This is a genomic window from Psychromonas hadalis ATCC BAA-638 (assembly GCF_000420245.1).
GTDB classification, from domain to species: domain Bacteria; phylum Pseudomonadota; class Gammaproteobacteria; order Enterobacterales; family Psychromonadaceae; genus Psychromonas; species Psychromonas hadalis.
The window spans coordinates 1-17,042 of the sequence record NZ_ATUO01000085.1 but is presented as its reverse complement, the minus strand read 5'-3'; the positions used below and the strand labels follow the sequence as shown (position 1 = coordinate 17,042).

General features: G+C 39.3%; 16 protein-coding genes and 1 pseudogene. 1 reads left to right on the top strand and 16 read right to left on the bottom strand.

Features of this window, described 5'->3' with window-relative positions; all coding sequences use genetic code 11:
* Positions 1-69 precede the first annotated feature (69 nt).
* From G322_RS22725 to kduD, 10 genes are all read right to left on the bottom strand, one after another.
* Positions 70-246, bottom strand: coding sequence for an NlpC/P60 family protein (locus G322_RS22725; RefSeq protein ID WP_084683730.1), 177 nt, complete (start codon positions 244-246; stop codon positions 70-72).
* A gap of 204 nt (positions 247-450) precedes the next feature.
* Complete coding sequence (locus G322_RS21805) at positions 451-642, bottom strand: NlpC/P60 family protein (protein WP_022941925.1); 192 nt, start codon at positions 640-642, stop codon at positions 451-453.
* A 154-nt stretch (positions 643-796) separates the two neighbouring features.
* The gene (gene hemH, locus G322_RS0111500; RefSeq protein WP_022941924.1) at positions 797-1,759 is read right to left on the bottom strand and encodes a ferrochelatase; all 963 of its coding nucleotides are present in this window, start codon (positions 1,757-1,759) and stop codon (positions 797-799) included.
* Between the two features lie 149 nt (positions 1,760-1,908).
* A complete protein-coding gene (adk, locus tag G322_RS0111495) occupies positions 1,909-2,553 on the bottom strand; it encodes an adenylate kinase (RefSeq protein WP_022941923.1) in 645 nt (214 codons plus the stop codon).
* Between the two features lie 354 nt (positions 2,554-2,907).
* Positions 2,908-4,815, bottom strand: a complete 1,908-nt coding sequence (gene htpG / locus G322_RS0111490; protein ID WP_022941922.1) for a molecular chaperone HtpG — start codon at positions 4,813-4,815, stop codon at positions 2,908-2,910.
* 1,118 nt (positions 4,816-5,933) lie between these two features.
* Positions 5,934-6,557: a bifunctional 4-hydroxy-2-oxoglutarate aldolase/2-dehydro-3-deoxy-phosphogluconate aldolase gene (locus G322_RS0111485; RefSeq protein ID WP_022941921.1), complete on the bottom strand. Its 624-nt coding sequence runs from the start codon at positions 6,555-6,557 to the stop codon at positions 5,934-5,936.
* 11 nt (positions 6,558-6,568) lie between these two features.
* Positions 6,569-7,498 (bottom strand): 2-dehydro-3-deoxygluconokinase, encoded by a 930-nt coding sequence (kdgK, locus tag G322_RS0111480; protein WP_022941920.1) that lies wholly within the window; start codon positions 7,496-7,498, stop codon positions 6,569-6,571.
* Positions 7,499-7,689: 191 nt separating this feature from the next.
* Positions 7,690-8,331: an RpiB/LacA/LacB family sugar-phosphate isomerase gene (locus G322_RS0111475; RefSeq protein ID WP_022941919.1), complete on the bottom strand. Its 642-nt coding sequence runs from the start codon at positions 8,329-8,331 to the stop codon at positions 7,690-7,692.
* Positions 8,332-8,350: 19 nt separating this feature from the next.
* Positions 8,351-8,866, bottom strand: coding sequence for a YgjV family protein (locus G322_RS0111470; RefSeq protein WP_022941918.1), 516 nt, complete (start codon positions 8,864-8,866; stop codon positions 8,351-8,353).
* A 30-nt stretch (positions 8,867-8,896) separates the two neighbouring features.
* Complete coding sequence (gene kduD / locus G322_RS0111465; RefSeq protein WP_022941917.1) at positions 8,897-9,658, bottom strand: 2-dehydro-3-deoxy-D-gluconate 5-dehydrogenase KduD; 762 nt, start codon at positions 9,656-9,658, stop codon at positions 8,897-8,899.
* Between the two features lie 260 nt (positions 9,659-9,918).
* Here kduD and kdgR point away from each other — a divergent pair, with 260 nt between their 5' ends.
* Positions 9,919-10,722: a DNA-binding transcriptional regulator KdgR gene (gene kdgR / locus G322_RS0111455; protein ID WP_022941915.1), complete on the top strand. Its 804-nt coding sequence runs from the start codon at positions 9,919-9,921 to the stop codon at positions 10,720-10,722.
* A gap of 250 nt (positions 10,723-10,972) precedes the next feature.
* On the opposite strand, the gene G322_RS0111450 is transcribed toward kdgR, so the two are convergent.
* From G322_RS0111450 to G322_RS22720, 6 genes and pseudogenes are all read right to left on the bottom strand, one after another.
* Positions 10,973-11,743, bottom strand: coding sequence for an IclR family transcriptional regulator (locus tag G322_RS0111450; protein WP_022941914.1), 771 nt, complete (start codon positions 11,741-11,743; stop codon positions 10,973-10,975).
* Positions 11,744-11,838: 95 nt separating this feature from the next.
* Positions 11,839-13,146: a TRAP transporter large permease gene (locus tag G322_RS0111445; protein WP_022941913.1), complete on the bottom strand. Its 1,308-nt coding sequence runs from the start codon at positions 13,144-13,146 to the stop codon at positions 11,839-11,841.
* Between the two features lie 12 nt (positions 13,147-13,158).
* Positions 13,159-13,674 (bottom strand): TRAP transporter small permease, encoded by a 516-nt coding sequence (locus G322_RS0111440; RefSeq protein ID WP_022941912.1) that lies wholly within the window; start codon positions 13,672-13,674, stop codon positions 13,159-13,161.
* A 61-nt stretch (positions 13,675-13,735) separates the two neighbouring features.
* Complete coding sequence (locus tag G322_RS0111435; protein WP_022941911.1) at positions 13,736-14,722, bottom strand: TRAP transporter substrate-binding protein; 987 nt, start codon at positions 14,720-14,722, stop codon at positions 13,736-13,738.
* A gap of 30 nt (positions 14,723-14,752) precedes the next feature.
* Positions 14,753-15,592: a 5-dehydro-4-deoxy-D-glucuronate isomerase gene (gene kduI / locus G322_RS0111430; RefSeq protein WP_022941910.1), complete on the bottom strand. Its 840-nt coding sequence runs from the start codon at positions 15,590-15,592 to the stop codon at positions 14,753-14,755.
* A 1,097-nt stretch (positions 15,593-16,689) separates the two neighbouring features.
* Positions 16,690-17,042 (bottom strand): annotated as a pseudogene (locus G322_RS22720) (transposase); the annotation flags it as partial.

The window sequence follows — 17,042 nt, the reverse complement described above, 5'->3', positions numbered from 1 at the left end:
ATAATGCGATAGAGATGGTGTAAGTAATATATAAAGAGAGCATTTACATACCTCCAAAATAGAGTGGGATTAATCTAAAATTCGTCTGGCTTGCCAATATTTTTTCTTCCAATAAACATTATTAAGTGATGAGGTGATCACGCCTTGACTGGTCGAGGCATGGATGAATTTATTATCTCCCATATATACCCATGATACTTCAAGATGCAAAGTCAGCAAGGCAAATTGTATCAAGATAGTAGGCATAAAATTGAAGCCTAGTTATTCTAAGTCGAAATTTTATAACGACGTAGATTGGTACAAGCTGACAAAGCATCTTGAGGTAACACCCCACATGACGAATACGCCCCCCCGTTTTAAAAAACACTAAGGATAGGCTTCAAAATTACTTGCGCTTTTGTTTTCAAAATAACCCGTCATTTAGTTTTTTTGAAAAAAATTTAGCGCAAGTTATTGTGTAACGATTACTAAATTACCCATTTGTAGCTGATTTTTATAAATAAAAAAACCTTTTTCAAATTGTGTTTTAGTGGTGCGAGGCAGTTTGATATTAACACTATCATCGTAAACATTTTGTACAAAAGCAGAGCAGTCGATCCCCTTTTTACTATTGCCACCGAGCAGATAGGTGTGCCCTGCCAATAAAAGAACTCTTTACGCAGTAGGTGAAAAAGTAACTCATCTTCGCCCATCATTTATTTTAATTGGCTCTGTTTAACGACTTTAGTAGGCTCTTTTATCGGCACCGTTGAGCAAGCAGATAAAAGGCAAACAGACAGTAACAAAGCAAAGCGCATTAACGATTAAACGCCAAATAAACCATCAGTTTTACATGGCTATTACTATCATTTAAGCATTCGATATAGTTAAATTTCTGCCCACCGGCTTGCAGATATAATAGCTTATTTTCAATGGCCATCTCCTCTAAGGTCTCCAAACAATCGGTTGAAAATGCAGGACAAATAACATCAATAGAGGTACACCCCGACTCAGCAAGTCTTACTATCTCCTTATCCACATAAGGCATTAACCACTGCTCTTTCCCCATACGTGACTGATAAGCCAAGATATATTGTGATGCATCTAAACCAAGCTGTTTAACCACTAATTCAGTGGTACGCTCACATTGTGCTTGATAAGGGTCTCCCTTAGTGACGTAGCGTTTAGGGATACCGTGAAACGATAAGACTAATTTTTCAGACTGCCCTGTTTCCGCCCACTGGGTTTTAATCGACAAACAAAGTGCATCTATGTATAAGGGATGATCATGATAATCGTGTTTAAAATTAATGGCAGGAAAGTTAACTTGCTTCATAAGCAGGGAGGCAACTTGATCAAACACTGGCGCAGTCGTTGAAACAGAATATTGTGGATAAAGCGGAATAATCGTTAAGTCAGTGATCCCCTGACGTTCAAAATTTATAATTTTTTCTGCAATCGTCGGTTTGCCATAAGTCATCGCAAAGTCACACACTATCTCATGTTTCTCTAATGCAGAGCCTAATTTATTAATTAAGCGCTCAGTAATAATACGCAAAGGAGAGCCTGTAGGAGTCCATATTTTTTGATACGCTTTGGTTGCTTTTTTAGTGCGAAAAGGAAGGATCACAAGGTGTAAGAGAGGTAACCAAAAAAATCGCGGTAGATCAACCACCCGCTTATCCGATAAGAATTGTTTTAAGAATTGTTTAACACTTTTTTCATTATCTTTTTCAGGCGTGCCTAAATTAACAAATAATACTGCACGTTTTTTTTTCATTTTACTAAACCAATAAATTTAACCAATAAAAAAGGGGCTTACGCCCCTTAGTAGTCGTTGCTATCAATAATTAACGTAGCGATTTAACACCCTATTAAAACTGAGATTTTTTGTACAAACAGTAAATGCTCAGGGCAACGACCTGAGTGTTAACCAAGAACTTCTGCAAGCTCAGCACTAATCTCATCAACGGCTTTTGTGCCATCAAATTTATGATGTTCGCCATTACCTTGCGCAGCTTCATTTTGGTAATAAGCCACTAAAGGCTCTGTTAATGAATGGTAGATATCAAGACGTTTACGTACTGTTGACTCTTCATCATCTGGGCGAATAGAAAGTGCATCACCTGTTACATCATCAATTCCTTCCACTTTTGGTGGATTATAAACAAGATGATAAGTACGACCAGAGCCGGAATGAACACGACGACCCGCCATGCGTTTTACAATTTCTTCATCAGGCACATCAAATTCTAAAACGAAATCGATGATAACACCCGCTTCTTTCATCGCATCTGCTTGTGGAATAGTGCGGGGGAAGCCATCAAGTAAGAAACCTTTTGCACAATCTTCAGCAACAATACGCTCTTTTACCAAACCAATAATTAAATCATCAGAAACAAGTTGTCCTGCGTCCATTAACTCTTTTGCTTTTAAACCCAGTTCAGTGCCCGCTTTTGCAGCAGCACGTAACATGTCACCCGTTGAGATTTGTGGGATCCCATATTTATTCATCATGAATTGAGCTTGTGTACCTTTACCAGCACCTGGAGCACCTAATAAGATAATGCGCATGCTTACATCCTTCTGTTTTATAAATTGAACGAGAAATTTACACGGTTAGCAACTTTTTCTCAATAATTATACCTGTTATCAATCAAAATACTTTATTCAGTCGTCAGCTCGGACACTAAGGCAAGACGCAGTATGATGACCTTTCGAGCAATTAACTGCGTTAATTCTCTATCGGTAGCATGAAAAAAAAGACTTTCATTCTTTCATGAATAGCCCTTATCAAGTACTGCAACGCTGAATTACCATGTCACACAAAAGGCGAGCTGGCGACCCGTAGTTTTGTATCTTGAATGATAACGGGTATTGAACCAAAAAGGCCTGCATTTAGCAGGCCTTTATTTCATTTATGAGCGATTACGCTAAAAGCAGTTTATTGATACGAGCAACAAATTCAGACGGATCATCCAAGCTACCTTTTTCAGATAAAACAGCTTGTTCAAGCAGTAACTCTGACCACTGTGCAAACTGCTCTTCATCGGCCATATCAGCCAATTTAACTACCATTACATGCTCAGGGTTTAATTCGAAAATAGGTTTACTATCAGGAATAGGTTGTCCCATTTGTGCCATTAGTTTTGACATTTGTGTGCTCATATCATCGTTATCGGCAACGATACAAGAAGGGGTCGACGTTAAACGATGGGTAATACGTACATCTTTCACTTTATCGCCTAATACTTCTTTTACACGTTCAACAAAACTTGCAAATTCAGTCTCTTGCTTCTCTTTCTCTTTTTTATCTTCTTCACTGTCTAGTTTCCCTAGGTCTAAATCACCCTGTGTCACTGATGTGAATATTTTACCTTCATATTCAGGAAGATGACTTAATAACCACTCATCAACACGATCGCTAAGCAGTAATACTTCAATGCCTTTTTTACGTAAAATTTCAAGATGAGGACTATTTTTCGCAGCATTAAAACTATCAGCAGTGATGTAATAAATCTTTTCTTGTTCTTCTTTCATACGACCGATATAAGCATCTAAAGAAACGGTTTGTGCTTCAACATCTGTTTCTGTTGACGAGAAACGGAATAACTTAGCAATTTTTTCCTTATTTGCACTATCTTCAGCAGGGCCCTCTTTTAATACTTGACCAAACTCTTTCCAGAATGTGTTGTACTCATCTTCATTTTTCTTAGCAAACTTAGTCAGCATAGAAAGAACACGTTTAGTACATGCACTGCGTAGTTTTGAAGTGGTACGATTATCTTGAAGAATTTCACGCGATACGTTGAGTGGTAGATCATTTGAATCTAATACACCTTTCACAAAACGCAGGTAAGTGGGCATAAATTGCTCAGCGTCGTCCATAATAAAGACACGTTGTACATAAAGTTTTAAGCCATGTGCTTTTTCACGGTTCCATAGATCAAATGGTGCACGTTTAGGAATATATAAAAGACTGGTGTACTCTTGCTCACCTTCAACTTTGTTATGACTCCATGTTAATGGATTTTCAAAATCGTTAGCGATATGTTTGTAGAACTCTTGGTACTCTTCATCTTTAAGCTCAGATTTAGAGCAGCTCCAAAGTGCAGTTGCTTTGTTAATCGCTTCCCAATGTGCTTCAACAGCAGGGGTTGTAACTTCACCCTCTTCACTTTTAACTTCTTTAACTGCATCAACAAACATCTCAACAGGGATACTGATGTGATCAGAGTATTTAGCAACAACGGTTTTTAATTTGTACTCATTTAAGAATTCAGATTCGTCGCTACGAAGGTGTAAAATAATTTCAGTACCACGATCTTCTTTTGTAATATCAGCAACACTGTAATCAGACTCACCCGCTGAAGACCAAGAAGTTCCTGTTGAAGCATCTTCACCCGCTTTACGTGTATTTACGATAACTTTATCTGCGACAATAAATGAAGAGTAAAAACCAACACCAAATTGACCAATTAATTGTGAATCCTTCGCTTGATCACCAGAAAGTTGTTCAAAGAAATCACTGGTACCTGATTTAGCAATCGTCCCTAAATGCTCAATTACTTCATCACGCGTCATACCAATACCATTGTCACTAATAGTAATGGTTTTAGCCTCGGCATCAAAACTTAAACGAACACGCAAATCAGCATCATTTTCAAAAAGAGATCCATCAGAAAGTGCTTTAAAACGTAATTTGTCTGCGGCATCAGCCGCATTAGAAACAAGCTCACGTAGGAAAATCTCTTTATTAGAATATAAAGAGTGGATCATGAGTTTAAGAAGTTTACCTGTGTCGGCACTAAACGTATGATTTTGTTGATGTTCCATAATATCTATTTCTCTTTCAATTAGCCTAAACAAGACTTTGGTTTAAATGATAATAGTAAAATGGGGATAGGGGTTCAGTTTTCAAGGGGGAAAGATAAAATTAGTAGAAAATAAGCACAGAACTACAGCCATATAACATGTGATTTATGAGTAATGCCAATGCGATGAATGAAGTGATCAAATATTGCACATGGGAAATCAACAACAAGGCGTGAGTTGCAATAGATAGTTATTCTCACTTCACAAAATCATCTGGAACCATTTTGAACTGCTTTAGCAGGCCACAGAGTGGTGACGGAATCAAACTCACAACACAAGTAGGGATGATTTTAACAAGCAAGGCGCAGTATGATGGCCTTTCGAAAGATTAGCTTCGCTAATCCTCTATCAGTAGGGTTAAAATAAAGACTTTAATCTTTAAATGGCGAGCTCTTATTGAATACTGCAACGCCGAGTTAGTTTTCGAGCTGGCGACCCGCAAGGCAAACTTTAAGGAAAACATCTTCGTTGTCTTTCGAGAGATTAACAAAAAGACGTTAATCCTCTATCGACATTGATTAAATGCCAGCATTTAACAATTCGTTAGAAAGGTTCGATTAACTTTTCACCTAGCATCTGTTCACCTCACTGCTTGCTGAATTTTTCATCTTGAATGATAACGGGTATGAACACTTTTTCAGTAATTTTTATGTTTGAGCAAACTCTACTCAAGTTAAACACTTTTTACGGCAGGAGGTCAGATTTTTATTTTGATGTTTTTTTGTGTTTTTTAAATTTCAACTTCCTATAAACGTAAATAATCTCTATAGATCTTTGATTACTCATATTGTAGTGGCTTAGTCAGTTTATCCATATATTTAGTGGCATCTGTAAAAATAATTTCAGTCACAATCGTCCTAATATAAGATGAGTGCAAGTAGGCTCGCCCTGTAGAAGACTCGTTCGAATACTATTTCTGCGAAGCAATCAGTGAAAAGGAGATCCCTTTGCAAATGTTACATCTTGATCTAGCATTCGATCGAGTGCTTGATTAAACATTGTGGGGAAACATGGGTATATAATCCGCCTTTCGGGCCACAACATTCAAGTTCGAGCTTTGATTCAGTTTGTCATTTAAATTAATCGATAATCCCAGCGACGTCGCGAACAAGTTGAGCAAGAGTATCCCATTGCTCATTGTCTATCAGGTCGTTTGGCACCATCCAAGTTCCTCCACAGGCCAACACACTTGAGATCGACAAATAATCTTTAACATTTTTAGGATTCACACCACCAGTCGGCATAAACTTCACTGGATAAACAGCGGACAGGGCCTTAAGCATGGACGTGCCACCCGACGCCTCCGCAGGGAAGAACTTAAGGGTATGGAGTCCCATCGCCATTGCTTGTTCGACTAAACTAGGGTTATTAACACCCGGTATGATCACTATATTCCGTTGTTGACAGTAGGCCACCGTCGTAGGATTAAAGCCTGGGCTGACGATAAAGTCGACTCCAGCGTCTATTGCCTGGTCCACTTGTTGTGACGTTAATACCGTACCTGCGGCAATCAACATTTCAGGGTATGCTGCACGCATATTCTTCATGGCCAGTGCAGCTTGCTCGGTACGGAATGTAATTTCAGCACAAGGTAAACCATTTTCTATCAGCACTTGTGCTAATTTAACCGCTTTAGACGCGTCTTTGATGGCAATAACAGGTATAACTTTTATTTCCGATAATTTTTGATTTAGGTTTTTCATTATTTTCTCCGTTAGATATTTGGCATTGCGGCGCGCATAATAATAGCACCACGATGTTGAATGACATTTCCCGCCAGTATGTGTCCAGCGAGCGCAGATTCTTTAGTACTACCGCCTGTCATTCGTTTGGCTAAGTATCCAGCACTAAACGAATCTCCAGCAGCGGTAGTATCAACAATATTATCGATACGCAGAGGAGCAACACTTTCCATCGAAGTAGGGGTTACAACAAAGCAGTCTCTTCCACCACGTTTGATTATAATTTCTTTAACGCCTAACGCTTGAGTACGTTCAATCGTCTGCTGCTCTTGTTGATCGCCGTAAAGCATTTGTTCATCGTCAAAGGTAAGAAAAGCGATGTCCGTCACCGCTAATATCTGTTTATAAAAGGATTGAGCCTGCCCCACACTCTCCCACAATGTGGGGCGATAGTTGTTGTCGAACACAACTTTAACCCCACGCTTACGACACTGCGACAATAAATCAATCAGAGATTGTTTACATTGATCAGACAAAATAGCCAAACTGATCCCACTTAGATAGACCATTTGATGCTGGCATAGATCTTTCGCTAGTGTGTGCAACGAACGCTCGCGTAACCAGTATTTAGCCGCAGAATCATTACGCCAATAATAAAAATTACGTTCACCATTTTCTTCAGTTTCAATGACGTACATCCCGGGTAATTTATCTGGAGAAAGGTTGACCATATCGGTATTGATCCCTTCTTCTTTCCATATAGTCAGCATTTCTTTACTAAAGGGATCATGGCCGAGATCTGTTACATATGATGTGCTAATACCATGCTGTTGAGTCAGCCTAGACAAATACACTGCCGTATTTAATGTATCTCCTCCAAAGCTTTGCTCTACGGTACCGTTATGTTTTTTCAGTTCAACCATACATTCGCCAATAACGGCGATACGAGAAATGGGCGTCATGATAAGTCTCCTTTCAATTTAGCTAGCATCAGTAGCACATTCTATTATCAAAAATGTAAATAATATTAAAGTACCGGTTCATCATTTATCCAGCTGGCATTAAGTACACAACATCCATTTAACCGACAAAAAACTAGTCTTAGTTAGCTAGCTTTGATGAAGTCCCAATGAATGAATAAATTAGTTGGGTTTTAGTCCAGTAACGATGTCACATACGCTTTGATCGCTTGATCTTGGCAATTGTCGAAGAAGCATTGCTGAAAGCGCTTGCCTGAAATCGCTACCTTAACAAGTTCTTGATCAATTGAGCGCATGGAATCTAAGTAGTTTTCTTTAATAATGGCTGACTTAACGTCGTTCAGAATCGCTGCGTTGCATTGTTGCGGTTCTGCACGCTCTAACGGATAGCCCTGACCACGTTCGCCGGTGGTGAACGCTTTTTCAAAAATATAACGTACATTGAGCTCGGCACCCCAACCAAAACCCTTAGCAAAAGCAAGAGACAGAGCATTACCGTTATTAATTTGATTGAATAAAAAAGCATCAGATGGATCTAAGCAATAACCACAGACGATTCCAGGGTGGATATTTAAAGACATCATTGCACCTTGGCCTGTACCACAGCCGGTAACAACGAAATTCACCGCTTTTGAGTTGATTAAGATGCTAGCCATAATGCCGAGATGGATATAGGTGAGATGGTGATCATTTTCATCGCACATACCTACGTTATAAACGGGGTAATCGAGAGATTGGACAGCAAGCTGTAACTCATTGAGTACTGATGCGTTTTTTCCTGCTTGGCTGTTTTCCATCATTAAAGCTATTTTCATAAAATCTTCCTAAAGTGAATTATTTACTAGCAACATATTTTTGCTGTTGGCCTCGTTGTAGGCTTAAAATCGTGAAAATATTGACGCTGATGACGGTTATTTCCAGCAAAGTACCACCAATCGAACCGACTAATATATTATTGATTAACCAACATGTTGAGCCGCCTAAAAAACCTATTCGCATGTGCACGCCTTTAAGAACAAAAACAGAATAGGTACCGATAATTGTCCCTAATATTGGCCAGAGATCCCAAATGGTATCGGATAACCAAATACCACTAACCAAAGCAATGCAGATAAATATTGTCGCCACCATTTTTGATGACACATAAATGGCGGTGGCGGTTCTCAGGGCCGAGAGCAAAGCACCCAGCGCTGAAACAATGGAACCCAACAATAGAAAATGAACAAGATGATTAAGATTCAAGATCAGCATAATAATCTTCAGTTTCCGATCATTTTTCTGATAAAACACTGAAATGCCTAGAGCAAAGCTTACAAAACCAAATCCTTGAGCCCAAGTTAGATATTCCACCGCGTTGCTCTCTATTTTAAATTCGCGTGATTAGCGCGATAACCACCCACCATCGACGGCAATGGTATAGCCATTGATATAACTCGCAGCAGATGATGCCAAGAACACACATGGTCCAGCAACATCTTCTGGCGTCCCCCAACGTTCAGCAGGAATGCGACCAACAATCTCTTTATTACGCTTTTCATCGGCGCGTAACGCCACGGTGTTATCTGTTGCCATGTAACCTGGTGCAATCGCATTAACGTTAATACCGTGTTTTGCCCATTCATTTGCCATCGCACGAGTGACTCCCATGACCGCACTTTTTGATGCAGTGTAAGAAGGAACGCGAATGCCACCTTGGTAAGATAACATTGAAGCAACATTAATAATTTTTCCACCTTCACCCTGCGCAATAAATTGCTTTGCTACTTTTTGTGATAAAAAGAAAAGAGATTTGATATTAATGTCCATTACGTCATCCCAGTCTTTCTCAGTAAAGTCAATGGCGTCGTTACGACGAATAATACCCGCATTATTCACTAATATATCAATGCGCCCCAACTCAGTGACAGCGCGGTCAACAATAGATGAGATATCATCTAGCACCATTAAATTCGCACGAATATCAATAAATTTACGACCCGCCTGCTCAACTTGTTGCATTGTTTCTTTAGGCTCAGAAATGTTCACGCCCACAATATCACAACCCGCATTCGCCAAGCCCAGAGCCATGCCTTGGCCTAAACCAGTATTACATCCAGTTACGATAGCCACTTTGCCTTTCAGATTAAATGAATCAAGAATCATCGTTATTTCCTCAAATATGTTGGTTGTAGTGAGCATCCAGTAAAGTATGCTTACTGTCTAAAAACCAATGTAACAGACTTAATGAACCATTTGCAAATGTTTTTTAAAACATCGGTTCAAATAACAAATATCAATTTTTATTACATTGTGCCTTTGCATGTTGTAATTGTAATTTTTTTAACAGGCTTTTTTAAAACACTAGATGATTGCATTGTAATCAGTATAATGTGGGCCAAAGGCAATTTGTAAAAGGTAATACAATGGAAAAAGCAACACAGCCAGAAGCAGTATCTTCCGTATTAAAGGTGTTTAGCATTCTTCAGGCACTCGGCGAACAGAAAGAAATCGGTGTATCCGAACTTTCTCAACGACTCATGATGTCTAAGGCGACGACGTATCGATTTCTACAAACAATGAAAACCTTAGGCTATATCTCTCAACAAGGTGAAAGTGACAAGTACTCACTGACTATCAAGCTTTTTGAATTAGGTTCAAAATCACTCGAATACGTAGATTTGATTGCCCTGGCGGACAAAGAAATGCGTCTGATCTCAGAGCAAACCAACGAGGCTTTACACTTGGGTGCCTTGGATGAGAACGCTATTATCTACATTCACAAAATAGATTCTGGCTATAACCTACGTATGCAATCAAAAATTGGCCGTCGCAACCCTATTTACAGTACCGCCATTGGTAAAGTGCTACTTGCCGAGCGGGAAGAAGGATTCATCCGTGAGATATTGAGCGATATCAACTTCATCAAACACACCGATAGGACGCTAGAAAACACTGAACAGCTATTATCCGAATTACGCATAGTTCGAAAGCAGAGCTACGCCGAAGACAATGAGGAGCAAGAACCTGGTTTACGCTGTATTGCAGCTCCAATATACGATAGGTTTGGCATCGTCATTGCGGGTTTATCCATCTCATTCCCAACCGTCCGTTTTGATGAGAAACGTATATCCTACTACGTTGGGCTACTGCACCACGCTGGAAAAAACATTTCCGAACAATTAGGTTATCGTCATTACCCGGTTAAATCTGCTGAACCGTCTGCTTAGATTAGGTGACGGATAATCCCAATGTCATTAACAAGGTTGTCTATTTAAAGTATTGTCGACTTACTCTGATTAGTTCGATTCAAGGCTATAAAATCAACCTTAGTCAACAATTTGGGCGCAACTAACCTGTGTCCATTTAGAAAACTGGCAACATGGAAGCACGATAACGAACACCTGTGCGCAGCTCAATTAACCAACCAAAATACTATCTGAATTAATTTTTAGGGATATAATCAATCCCATATACACTTTATATCTCTATATTTTGCTTTAATTTTTGAGCCACATAAAGAATCTCAATGAGCGCATGTTCAATATCTTCGATGTGATGATGTATGGTGGCTGAATTTAAGGTCATATAAGGAATGGTCAGTACGGCCATTACATCACCCTGCACTCCCAAGATGGGTACACTGATATTAGTCACACCTGAAATTTGCGGACTTACTCCCACAAAGTAGCCTTTCGCAACCGCTTCCTGCATATGACTCAGGGTGTTTTTTCTTTCGTCTTCGGTAGCGTCAATTTTACTGAGAATGGCTTGTCTTTTCTCTTCAACACTAAAACTTAGCAATGCAACACCGGATCCCGATGCACAAATATCTAATGAAGCGCCAAGGCGCAATCCAAACCCCATTTTATAGGGGCTTTCCGCACGGGCGATAACGATAAGCTCACCATTTACATAACGACTTAAGTGGCAGGACTGAGTCAATTTCAAACTCAACTCTTCCATAAGTGGCTGAGCTCGTTTCAATAGTTGTGCGACAGGGGGATGTTGGTTGGACAGGGCGAACATTTTAAGTGTTAGAGAATAGACGGAAGAGTCATTGTCGAACTCGATATACTGCTTGTCGATCAGAACCGACAGCATACGAAAAATTTCATTGACGCTACGGTCTAACTTTTCAGCTATCTGCTTTTTAGTCAGAGGTTCCTCCTCGAGGGCCAATAGCTCTAGGATTTCGAGCCCTTTCTCAAGTGCAGGGGCTCGGTACTCAGTTTTTTTTTCGTTTGTCATTCTATTACTTATATTATTATTGAGTGGCGTTGGTTTAGTGGATTTTTCTGTCCAACAAAACAAAGCTCCGCTAATGCGAAGCTTTGTAAAATATGCTATTTAATCAGTCCCATCATTTCTGGAATGGTCATGGATAACGCAGGTATGAAAGTAACGAGCATCAATACGGCTAAAATAACAAGGAAAAACGGTAACAATGTTTTGATCACCTCGTCAATGCTGAGACCACTAACCTTACAACCAGTAAATAAAATAGGGCCAACTGGTGGTGTTATGGTTCCTAATGATAAATTAAATACCAGAAGAATACCAAACTGAACAGGATCCATACCTAAATTCATACATATTGGAAGAAAGATTGGTGTAAATATTAATACTGCTGGTGTTGGATCCATAAAGGTACCAATAAACAATAGTATTACATTAATTATCAACAGTATGATAATGGGATTATCTGTCAATGTTAATAAAGACTCCGCAATCATTCCTGGGATTTGAGTAAATGCCATTACCCAGGACATAATCGATGAAGTAGCGAGCATGAATATTACGATCGAAGACATTTTTGCGGTATCAAGCAGTATTTTAGGTATTTTTCTAAAATCTAATGAGCGATAAATAAAGGTAAGGAATAAGGCATAGACCACAGCAATCGCCGATGCTTCCGTTGCTGTAAACACACCACCAAGAATGCCTCCGATAACAATAACTATCAAGGAGAGGCTCGGAATGGCCTCGATTGTAACTTTCGCTGCGTCAGCTAACGTCATACTATGTTTTGCAGTATAACCACGACGTTTTGCCATAATGCCCGCAACCATCATAACCCCGATACCCCATAAAAGACCTGGAATATACCCCCCCATAAACAAAGCGGACACAGACACACTACCAGCAACCGTTGCGTACACGATAAGGGTATTACTCGGTGGAATTAGCATGCCGGTTGGCGCTGAGGCGATGTTTACTGCGGTACTAAAAGCTCGGTCATAACCTTCTTTTTCCTGAATTGGGGACATAATCCCACCAATCGCAGCGGCAGAGGCTACCCCTGATCCACTGATAGATCCAAATAGCATGTTTGACACGACATTGGTTTGCGCTAGAGAGCCGGGAAAAAAGCCACTAACGATTTTGGAAAAGTTAATCAGTCTGATGGCTATGCCTCCATTGTTCATAATGCTACCAGCCAAGATAAAAAATGGGATAGCAAGTAAGGCAAATGAATCTAAGCCTACAAACAGGCGCTGAGCAGAAGTTACAATGGCTCCATGAACGGGCAAGATAGATAGCATGGCCGCAAAGGAGGATAACCCGACACTGATACTGATCGGAGCACCAATAACAAGAAAGAATATTGAGCCGCTGAACAATATTAACGCGGCAAGAGTTGCTGCATCCATAATGAGAATCCTTTATTTTAAATGTTTTAGACGACAGAACAAATTAAGTTCATGATACAGAAAATAAAAAATGATCAGACCGCCGCTGATCGGAATTACCGAATAAATGACTCCCATCGGTATTTGTAGTGCCGAGTCCAACTGCCACATCTGACGGGCTGCACTGCTGTATCCCCCGATGATCATAATCGACAAAGCAAATGCTGCCGTCGAAAACTCGGTGAACATCTCTATGTAAATCTGTACTTTTTCGGAGAACTTTTGCTTCACATAGGTGATAGCCATATGCTCACGGAGGCCAAAAACATAGGCACTGCCAATCAGAATTAGCCAGATAAAACCATATCGAGATAACACTTCACTGATAGCGCTCGGACTATTGAACAGATATCGAGACACAACTTGATAGGTAACAAGCACTGTCATTGCCGCGACAATAAAGATTAATATTGCTGATATTATCGTATCAACCCAACATTTTAGGGTCTTGAATTTATCTACAACCCTGTTTATTTTACTATTTGGCATAATGAAAAATCCTAGAAAACTGGGTCATACACGATCTGCGTTAACCCAGTTTTATTTTTACTTAACCCATTGACACTATTTTCTTAAATAATGCTTTTTGCTCTTCCGTTTCAATCAGCTCTTCTTGTAGTTTCTGACAACTTTGTTGGAATGGTTTGATATCAACTTCGGTAAAGGTTGCCCCCTTACTTTTTGCAGTCGCTTTAGCGCTATCGATACGGTCATTCCACATCTTGAACTGAGCAGGCGTGCTCTCTTTTGCAAGTCTTCTCAATGTCACCTGGTCTTCTTCTGACATAGTCGAAATAAAGTCGCTGCTTACTATAAGTAGATCAGGCACCATTAAGTGACGTGTTGCTGAGAAATAGGGTGCAACTTCATACTGCTTAAGATCTGCGTAGGTAATTTCATTGTTTTCTGCACCATCTAATACACCTTGCTGAATCGCAGTGTAAACTTCACCTTGACTCATAGGTACACCCGTTCCGCCCATACAATCAAGAATCTTAATCATGGTATTGGATTGCATGACTCGAATTTTCATACCTTTCATATCGGCAATATTTGTTACTGGCGCTTTTTTAGTATACATACTACGTGCACCAGCCGTGTAGGCCGTTAACACTTCAAAACCAAATTTTTGAGTTGAAGAAAATAGTGTGTCTAGTTCACCCGATGTAAATACTTTTTCTTGGTGCTTTGAGCCAGTATAAATATATGGCATGCCGAGGACACGAAAGGTCTTATCATAGTTTTCTACTAGTGGGTTAGCTACCATCGCCATCTGTATCGCGCCATTTTGTACAAGTTCTAACGCTGCACGCTGATCACCCAACAATGCATTAGGGTAGATAGTCAGCTTATAGCGTCCGTCTGTTTCAGTATTCAGTTTTTCACCAAATTCTTGCAATGCAATAAATTGAGGGTGTTTATCTGACTGGTTAAATGCAGCTTTGATTTCCGTCGTTGCTGATGCAATGGCAGAAAAGCTAAGTGAAGCACTAACAGCGACTGCAACTGCAGCGAATTTTAAAGTTTTAATAATCATGTATTATCTCCGTTATAGGTAAAATGGTTGTTAACGTATTGAATTCATATCGACAAAGTCCATATCATCAAAAGTTTGATTCTCGCCCAGCATTCCCCAAATAAAGCTGTAATTTTGAGTACCACAACCTGAGTGAATAGACCAACTTGGTGAAAGTATTAGCTGTTTATCTCGTACGATAATGTGCCGTGTTTCACTCGGTTCTCCCATAAAGTGAAAAACTACTTGCGCAGGTTTTACGTTGAAATAAAGGTACGCTTCCATTCTTCTTTCATGAGTATGTGCAGGCATGGTGTTCCATACGCTACCTAATTGTAAATGCGTAATTCCCATACACAGCTGACAAGTAGGTAGCACATCTGGGTGAAGGTATTGATTGATAACTCGGGCATTGGCATTTTCTAATGTGCCAAGCGCTACTTTTTTAGCTTGATCTTGAGTGATGAGCCTTGAAGGGTAAGTATGATGCGCAGGGGCACTTAAACAATAAAGAGAGGAGGGGTGATCACTATCTAGTGATTCAAATTCTATATCCTGTTCACCCTTGCCCAAATATAGTGCATCTAAGTAATCTAATTGGTAACTCTGGCCTTTACAGCGAACTTCAGCCTTACCACCTAAGTTAACGATTCCTAGTTCACGCCTTTGTAGGAAATAATCAGTTCCGAATGCCTTCTTGTCTACATATTCATCAAGTTTTAATCGCTGAGTGGTAGGACAAACACCGATAGCAACGACACGGTCAATATGGCTATAAACCATATTAACGTTATCGACTGTAAATAATTCTTCGATTAGAAATTCATCACGTAAACGCTGAGTATCGTATGACTTTGCGTCAACGGGGTTGCTATTATAGTTAACAAACATGTTAGTTCTCCTGATTGATATTTGAACTATACTCGATATTTATATTTGATCAATAATCCTCATATATAAATCAAATGAATTTGTGATCAAACCCTACATTTTTTTTGAAACGGCGTTTACTTTTTATAGGATAAGTCATGAATGACGAATATTTCTTGCAACTTTGTATCTTTAAAGTTGCAAGAAATATTTAATTAACTAATGATGACAACGTATTATTGTAATCTTTCTCACCTCATTAATAACGATTCTATATTTGGCTAATTGGACAATCAAATTTAACCTGATTTAACTCACCAACTGTCTTCGATAAAAAGATTATGTGAGAAGTGTTCATTGTAAGAGTCAAAAATCAGGAAATTGAAAACTTTAAGGATCTAAATGGCACAAATAAATGAAGAAGATTTAGCAGTACTTTTTAGTGCTGAGGCTCTGTATTGTACACATGATACAGGGCTGAGTGATAGGCCCCAAAAATCAGAATCGCTTTTATAGAGTTTTCTACTTACATTTATTAATGCGTAACAGAACATAAAATAAAAAAAATACGATTTACTGAAGCTCAATTTTTTGCCATTTTAAAAGAAAGTGAGTCAGGCACTATAATAGTACCTGAGTTATGCCGTCGTAAGCACTGTGTTGGCAGAGTACCTATTAGACGTGAAAATTCAAGAATGGTGGCATTGAGTCATCGGATCTGGCTAAACTTAAAAGCCTTGAAGATGAGAATCGCAAGCGAAAGACACTCTTTGCCGATGTGAGTCTGCAGAATATGGCTATTAAAGAGATCTTTGAAAAAAAACAGTAAAGCCATCACAACGAAAGCAACTTGCCAAGTTTGCCATTATTGAGCTTGGTATTGCTATTGTGTTGGCCTACAAACCCTTAAGTATCCGTCGTTGCACTTAATTATTATCAATCCAAGGTGATTGACGATTCTGAAATAATTAACATATTAGTCCCGTTAGCTGAACAACATCCCAGCCATAGATTTCGTAAGCTATTTAAATGAATGCGTTAATCGGACATAGTTGAAACCATAAGCATGTTTATCACACGAACATCGTAGCCACTAGTCCTAATACCAATTCCATTAATTAACTTGTCATACTTGTCCACGATCTTGAACACAATGAAATGACTCGATCAGTATCACTTCTAAAATTATTCCAAGCAATGGAACACTTTTCTACAATGTCGTCATAACCATTAAAAGAGCAATTTTCGATTTCATTTTGTCTCATCCATGACCAGACTTGTTCAATTGGGTTTAGTTCTGGAGAGTAAGGGGGATATGAATAATACTGAGGTTTGGAAACGTTTCGTCTAAATATTCTTGATGCCAACTTGCACCATCCATGAGTACAACAGCATGACGGCCTGTCTCTATTGCTTTGGCTATGAGTGCTAAATCACCTCCATGTTACTAAATGGAGCAATGATGGCCTCT

Coding starts and splice junctions, on each gene's coding strand:
- G322_RS0111440 (WP_022941912.1), bottom strand. CDS start 13,674: ATGCCAAATAGTAAAATAAACAGGGTTGTAGATAAATTCAAGACCCTA.
- hemH (WP_022941924.1), bottom strand. CDS start 1,759: ATGAAAAAAAAACGTGCAGTATTATTTGTTAATTTAGGCACGCCTGAA.
- htpG (WP_022941922.1), bottom strand. CDS start 4,815: ATGGAACATCAACAAAATCATACGTTTAGTGCCGACACAGGTAAACTT.
- adk (WP_022941923.1), bottom strand. CDS start 2,553: ATGCGCATTATCTTATTAGGTGCTCCAGGTGCTGGTAAAGGTACACAA.
- kduI (WP_022941910.1), bottom strand. CDS start 15,592: ATGTTTGTTAACTATAATAGCAACCCCGTTGACGCAAAGTCATACGAT.
- G322_RS0111435 (WP_022941911.1), bottom strand. CDS start 14,722: ATGATTATTAAAACTTTAAAATTCGCTGCAGTTGCAGTCGCTGTTAGT.
- G322_RS22725 (WP_084683730.1), bottom strand. CDS start 246: ATGCCTACTATCTTGATACAATTTGCCTTGCTGACTTTGCATCTTGAA.
- kduD (WP_022941917.1), bottom strand. CDS start 9,658: ATGATTCTTGATTCATTTAATCTGAAAGGCAAAGTGGCTATCGTAACT.
- kdgR (WP_022941915.1), top strand. CDS start 9,919: ATGGAAAAAGCAACACAGCCAGAAGCAGTATCTTCCGTATTAAAGGTG.
- G322_RS0111450 (WP_022941914.1), bottom strand. CDS start 11,743: ATGACAAACGAAAAAAAAACTGAGTACCGAGCCCCTGCACTTGAGAAA.
- G322_RS0111485 (WP_022941921.1), bottom strand. CDS start 6,557: ATGAAAAACCTAAATCAAAAATTATCGGAAATAAAAGTTATACCTGTT.
- kdgK (WP_022941920.1), bottom strand. CDS start 7,498: ATGACGCCCATTTCTCGTATCGCCGTTATTGGCGAATGTATGGTTGAA.
- G322_RS0111445 (WP_022941913.1), bottom strand. CDS start 13,146: ATGGATGCAGCAACTCTTGCCGCGTTAATATTGTTCAGCGGCTCAATA.
- G322_RS0111475 (WP_022941919.1), bottom strand. CDS start 8,331: ATGAAAATAGCTTTAATGATGGAAAACAGCCAAGCAGGAAAAAACGCA.